The sequence below is a fragment of the Propionicimonas sp. genome, from assembly GCF_047606205.1.
Taxonomy (GTDB): Bacteria; Actinomycetota; Actinomycetes; order Propionibacteriales; family Propionibacteriaceae; genus Propionicimonas.
In genome coordinates this window covers 1-6,135 of sequence record NZ_JASGES010000250.1, presented here as the reverse complement: position 1 = coordinate 6,135, position 6,135 = coordinate 1, and the positions used below count along the sequence as shown (strand labels likewise).

The window sequence follows — 6,135 nt, the reverse complement described above, 5'->3', positions numbered from 1 at the left end:
GGGGTCCGGGGGCGAGCCCCCGGTTGGGGGTGTGGGGGTTCGACCCCCACAGGACACCACAGAACGAAAAGGCCCTCCGTCAGGAGGGCACAGTTCCGGTGAGTTCTGTGGAGCTAAGGGGATTCGAACCCCTGACCTTCTCATTGCGAACGAGACGCGCTACCAACTGCGCCATAGCCCCAAGCCGCCTCTGCAGCCCGTACAGGCTAGCACCGGCGTGCCTCGGGGGTGAAACCGGTAGGGCGTCTCCATGGCCGGGTGGCCGCCGGACGCGTCGTGAACAGATCAGGCGGGGGAGCGGCGCCCGGACGAACCGAACGGGAAGACCAGCCGCGTGACCAGGTGCTCGGGGTCGGTGCCGGGAGCGCTGTCATAGAACTCGATCATCGAGTCGCTGAGCTCGAACTCCTCCATCTCCAGCCACGGCATGAGCTCCCGGTAGCTCTCCGACAGCCGCTCGTACGGGCCGACGTGCGTGGCAACGACGGCGCGGGTCGCCGGGTGCGTCCGCACCTGGAGGCCGGCGACCTCGACCTCGGTGTCGATGCCGAGGCCGATCTCCACGTCCACCACGTCGGAGGGCATGCCGAAATACTCCGCGTAGACCGGGCCGACGATCCTCGCTCCGGCCGCCTCGACGGCGGCGCTCACGCGCTCGTAGGTCGGGCCGAACGCATCCGCCAGGCCCGACATCGGCAGGACCCGGCGCACGCCCGCGCCGGTCCAGGCGTCCAGGCTCTCGATGTGCGGGTGCACTCCCATGGGGCCTCCAGCGCAGGCGGTTTCCCCCACGCTAGCCCGCGCCCGTCCCGGGCGTCGAGGGTCAGGGTCGCCACCGCCCGGATGCGCCGGTGGATGCGCTCGGTGCACTCCGGCGGGTCCGCTATTCTTCCGCCATGCACAGCGACCGGATGCAGGGCCGAGCGGCCCGGACCGGTGCCTGTCGTCGGTGTTGGTGCTGACCGATCCCGGACGCAGCGTCGTCCCGCCATCGAGCCCTCTTCTCCAGCCCACACCCGTCCCGGCCGATTCAGGAGCCCACCAATGACCCGTCGACTGCTCGCAGCTCTCCTCACCCTCCTCACGCTGGCCGGCTGCTCGTCCGCACCGACCGGTCAGAGCGCGTCCGGCTCCCCTGCGGCCGGGGCGCCCCAACGCGGCGGCACCATCACCTACGGCCGCGCGGCCGCGGTCACGTCCTTCGATCTCAACAACGAGATCACGGCCAACAACGCCTTCGCCATCGACAAGGTGTTCGAGCCGCTCGTCTCCTTCGACACGACCGGCAGGATCATCCCCTGGCTCGCCGAGAAGTACACGGTGAGCCCCGACCTGCTCACCTACACGTTCATCCTGCGGCCGGACCTGCAGTTCTCCGACGGCACGCCGGTGACGGCGGCGGACGCGAAGTTCTCCCTGGAACGGCACATCAAGGTGCAGGGCCCGTTGCCGCTCGAGGCGCCGATCGCGAGCATCACCGCCGAGGACGACCACACCCTGACGATCGTGCTGAAGAGCCCCTACACGCCATTCCTCTCCGAGCTGTCCGGATTCTCCAACGGCATCTTCCCCGCCGATTTCGGCGGCCGGAGCGAGAAGGACTTCTTCGCCAGCCCGGTCGGCACGGGGCCGTGGGTCGTCCAGTCGTGGGACCCCAGCGGCGACACCACCTTCACCGCCAACCCCCACTACTGGCAGACCGGCAAGCCGTACGCCCAGAACCTCGTCTACAAGGTCGTCGCCGACGACACCCAACGCATCCAGCAGCTGCAGGCCGGCCAGCTCTCGGCGATCGAGGACGTCGCTCCCGCCACCATCTCGCAGCTGCAGAGCAACCAGAACGTCACCGTGTCCGAACTGGGCTCGTGGGCGGTTGAACAGGTGTTCTTCAACACCCAGAACCGGTACTTCGCCGACCGCCACGTGCGCAGGGCCGTGGCCTACGCCCTCGACCGGGAGGGGATCACGCAGGCCACCACCTTCGGCGCCGCCGAGACCGTCCACACCCTGATCCCGCCGACCATCCAGTACTCGGCACAGGTGAAGGCGCTCGACAACGACCAGGACGCGGCCAGGACGGAGCTCGCCGCCTCCGCGTTCCCGGACGGCTTCAGCGCGACGCTCCTGATCGACTCCGGCGACTCCGCCCGCACCCAGGAGGCCCAGATCATCCAGGCGGCGCTGAAGCCGCTGAACATCGAGGTGAAGATCGAGGCGATCGAACTCAACTCCTTCCGTGAGCGGTTCAAGGCGTTCACCTACGACTTCATGATCAACTCCGGGCAGTCGGACGCTCCCGACCCGAACGGACTGATCACCTTCCAGGCCGATCCGGACGGGTTCAGCCACTCGTTCTGGACGCACTACACCAACCCGAAGGTCACCCGGCTGATGCGGGAGGGACGCGTCACCGCCGACGGCGCCGACCGGGAGAAGATCTACGCAGAGATCCAGCAGATCCTGGCCGACGACGTCCCCTACATCCCGCTGTACAACCCCAAGAACGTGGTGGCGTCGCTGGCCGGCGTCCACGACCTCACACCGCGGATCAACGGCAGCGTCCTGTTCCAGGACGTGTGGCTGCAGCAATAGGTGAACCCTTCAGCGGGCAGGTGGACCAAGTAGGGGACGGTTCTCCTCTCGGTCCACCCGGACGACCTGGACCGAGTAGGGAACCGTCCCCAACTCGGTCCGGCCAGAGGACGGGCCGGCCGACGGGGGAGAATCTGACCATGCGCTGGCTCGGCCGCACGCTGGCCTCCGTCGTCCCCGTGGTCGTCGGAGTGGTGCTGTGCGTCTTCCTGCTGCTGCGGATCGTGCCCGGCGACCCGGCCGCGATGATCCTCGGCGACCAGGCCACCCAGGCCTCGATCGACGCGTTGCGGCACCGGATGGGCCTCGACCTGCCCCTGGGACGCCAGCTGTGGAACTGGCTGGTCGCCGTGTTCACCCGCGGTGACGTCGGAACGTCCCTGGTCACCGACCAGCCGGTGCTCTCCCTGGTCGCCTCGCGGGCCGGCATCACGGCCGCCCTGGTGGCGCTCAGCGTGGTGTTCACCGTCCTGCTCGCCGTCCCGCTCGCCCTGGTCGCCGCGACCCGTGCCGGCGGGCCCCTCGACCACCTCGTCCGGGTCGTGCCGACCATCGCCATGGCGATGCCGGCCTTCTGGGTGGGTCTGGTCCTGATCCTCGTCCTCGGAGTGAACCTGCACTGGCTGCCGGTGGGCGGCATCGGGACCGGGCCGGGCGAACCCCTGCGCAGCCTCGTGCTGCCGTCCCTCACCGTCGCGCTCGGCATGTCGCCACCGCTGGTCCGCTCCCTGCGCGAACAACTGCTCGAAGTGCTGGACGCCGACTTCGTCGTCACCCTGCGCGCCGCACGGCTGCCCCGGCGGAGGGTCGCCGCACACGTCCTGCGCAATGCCGCGGTGCCCACGGTGTCGCTGCTCGGCCTCAACGTCGCCTACCTGATCGGAGGCACGCTGGTGATCGAGAAGGTGTTCGCGATCAACGGCCTCGGCGCGCTCCTGTTCTCCTCCATCAGTTCGCGCGACTTCCCCGTGGTGCAGGGCATCGCCCTGGTCCTCGCGCTGAGCGTGGTCCTGGTCACCCTGCTCACCGACGCGATCGTCGTGGTGCTGGATCCCCGGCTGAGGGCGACATGAGTGCGCCTGCAGCCCTGGCGGCCCGCCCGCTCGCCCGCTGGTGGCGGCGCGCCCGACGTACCCCCACCCTGCTGGCCGGCGCGGCGATCCTGCTGTTCATGTTCTCGCTGGCCGTGCTCGGCCCCACGCCCTACGACCCGAGCGCGCAGGACCTCGCCAACGGGCTTGCCCCGCCGTCGGCCGCCCACTGGTTCGGTACCGACCAACTCGGCCGGGACATCCTCTCCCGCGTGATCGCCGCGGCCCGGACCGACCTCCGGATCGCCGTGCTCGCCGCGGTGGTGCCGTTCGTGGTCGGCGTCGCAATCGGGCTGGTCAGCGGTTACGCGGGCGGCCGCGTCGACTGGCTGATCTCGCGACTGGTGGACACGTTCGTCGCGTTCCCCTTCTACGTCCTGGTCATCGTGGTGGTGTTCGCCGCCGGCACCGGCGAGCGCGGCATCTTCCTCGCCTATGCCCTCGTCGGCTGGATCGGCTACGCCAGGGTGATCCGGGCGAAGACCCGCGCGCTGTGCCGGGAGGGCTGGGTGCAGGCCGCCTACGGCGGCGGCCTCTCCCACGCGCGCGTGCTCGGACGCCACCTGCTGCCCAACGTGCTGCCGCAGGCGGTGGTGCTCCTGATGACCGAGATCCTGCTGATCATGGTCGCGGTCGTGACCCTCGGCTACCTCGGCATCGGCGTCCAGCCGCCCACGCCGGACTGGGGGACGATGATCAGCGACGGCCAGCTCTTCCTCACCACGAAGTGGTGGGTGTCGACGCTGCCCGGTCTCGCCGTCGTCACCACCGGTGTCGGCCTGTCCCTGGTCGGCGACGGCCTCGCCGACGTGTGGAGGCTGCGATGAGGCCCGGCGAACTGGTACTCGACGACCTGCGGGTGAGCGGGGACGCCGAACTGCTGCGCGGGGTGACCCTGGCCCTCGAGCCCGGCGGGGCCCTCGGCGTGGTGGGGGAGTCCGGATCCGGCAAGAGCCTCACCCTGCGTGCCGTGATGGGCCTCCTCCCGCGGGGCCTGCGCGTGAGCGGAGGGACGATCGGCGTCGGCGGGACGGCGGCAATGATCTTCCAGGACCCGCTGACCTTCCTCGACCCGCTGGCCCGGGTGGGCGATCAGGTCGCCGAGGTGTGCGCCGCGGCCACAGGCCTGACGCGTCGCGAGGCCAGGGCCAGGGCGCTCCGGCTCTTCGACGACGTGCACCTGCCGGACGCCGGCGACCTCCTCCGGCGGTATCCGCACCAGCTCTCGGGCGGTCAGCGGCAGCGTGTCCTGCTCGCCGTCGCGCTGGCCAGGGAGCCCGATCTGCTGCTCTGTGACGAGCCGACCACGGCCCTCGACGTCACCGTCCAGCGTGGCGTCCTCGACCTGCTCGCCCAGCTCCGCGCCGAGCGCGGCCTCTCGGTGCTGTTCGTCAGCCACGACCTCGCCGTGGTCGCGCAGGTCTGCGACCGCATCGTGGTGCTGCACGAGGGCAGGGTGGTGGAGAGCGGGGACACCCTCGACGTGGTCACCCGGCCCGCAGAGCCGTACACCCGTTCGCTGCTGGACGCCGTGCTGCCGCTGCCGGAGCTGGCCGGTGGCCATGGCTGAGCAGAACACGCCGACCCTGCACGGCCTGGCGGTCAGCGGCGCGAGCATCGACTACGCGGGCCGGCGGGTCGTCGACCAGGTCACGCTGGGCGTCCGGCCCGGCTCGATCCTCGGGCTGGTCGGGGAATCGGGGTCGGGCAAGACATCGCTGGCGCGGGCGATCACCGGCCAGGTGCCGCTGGCCACCGGTACCGTCCGCCTCGACGGGGTCCTGCTCGGTGCGCGCAGGTCGCCGGCCGAGCGCAGGGCCGTCCAGCTGGTCCAGCAGGATCCGTTCGCGTCGCTCAATCCGCTGCTCACGGTCGGCCAGGTCCTGGACGAACTGCTGCGGGTGGGCGCCGCGCGGCGGGGCGGGCGGCGCACGGTGCCGGACGCACGGCCCGCCGAACTGCTCGCCCTCGTCGGCCTCACCCCGGACGCCCTCGGACGCTATCCGCGCGAGTTCTCCGGAGGGCAACGCCAGCGGGTCGCCATCGCCCGCGCGCTGGCCACCGACCCCCGCGTCCTGGTCGCGGACGAGCCCACCAGTTCGCTGGACGCGTCCGCCCAGCGCACCGTCCTGGAATTGCTCGCCGGACTCGGCCGCCGGATCGGGCTGGCCGTCCTGCTGATCACCCACGACCTGGCCGTCGTGAACGCCATCTGCGACCACGTCGCGGTACTGCGGGACGGCGTGCTGGTCGAGCAGGCCGGCGTCGACCGCTTCTTCCGCCACCCCGAGCACCCCTACAGCCGAACGCTGCTGGAAGCCGTCCTCCGCCTGCCGGAGCGCCGATGAGCGCCCCGGCGCCCGGCCCGCGCGTCGCCGCCGTGGTCGGTGGCCTCCTCCTCGGCCCCGACGGCCGCTTCCGCGCCAACCCCGGCATCCAGCCCCCCGGCGCG

At 71.1% G+C, this 6,135-nt stretch carries 6 protein-coding genes and 1 tRNA gene; 5 read left to right on the top strand and 2 right to left on the bottom strand.

Going from position 1 to position 6,135, the window contains the following annotated elements:
* Positions 1-108: 108 nt before the first annotated feature.
* Positions 109-181: transfer RNA gene (locus tag QM633_RS15520), tRNA-Ala, on the bottom strand.
* 104 nt (positions 182-285) lie between these two features.
* Positions 286-762: a GyrI-like domain-containing protein gene (locus QM633_RS15515; protein ID WP_415154669.1), complete on the bottom strand. Its 477-nt coding sequence runs from the start codon at positions 760-762 to the stop codon at positions 286-288.
* Between the two features lie 282 nt (positions 763-1,044).
* On the opposite strand from QM633_RS15515, the gene QM633_RS15510 reads away from it, so the two are divergent.
* From QM633_RS15510 to QM633_RS15490, 5 genes are all read left to right on the top strand, one after another.
* Complete coding sequence (locus QM633_RS15510; protein WP_415154668.1) at positions 1,045-2,592, top strand: ABC transporter substrate-binding protein; 1,548 nt, start codon at positions 1,045-1,047, stop codon at positions 2,590-2,592.
* A 140-nt stretch (positions 2,593-2,732) separates the two neighbouring features.
* On the top strand, positions 2,733-3,665 hold the full coding sequence (locus tag QM633_RS15505; protein ID WP_415154667.1) for an ABC transporter permease: 933 nt from the start codon (positions 2,733-2,735) through the stop codon (positions 3,663-3,665).
* Positions 3,662-4,510: an ABC transporter permease gene (locus tag QM633_RS15500; RefSeq protein WP_415154666.1), complete on the top strand. Its 849-nt coding sequence runs from the start codon at positions 3,662-3,664 to the stop codon at positions 4,508-4,510. The genes QM633_RS15505 and QM633_RS15500 overlap by 4 nt, the downstream gene beginning before the upstream one ends.
* Positions 4,507-5,253, top strand: a complete 747-nt coding sequence (locus QM633_RS15495) for an ABC transporter ATP-binding protein (RefSeq protein WP_415154665.1) — start codon at positions 4,507-4,509, stop codon at positions 5,251-5,253. The genes QM633_RS15500 and QM633_RS15495 overlap by 4 nt, the downstream gene beginning before the upstream one ends.
* Positions 5,246-6,031 (top strand): ABC transporter ATP-binding protein, encoded by a 786-nt coding sequence (locus tag QM633_RS15490; protein WP_415154664.1) that lies wholly within the window; start codon positions 5,246-5,248, stop codon positions 6,029-6,031. The genes QM633_RS15495 and QM633_RS15490 overlap by 8 nt, the downstream gene beginning before the upstream one ends.
* Positions 6,032-6,135: the final 104 nt, after the last annotated feature.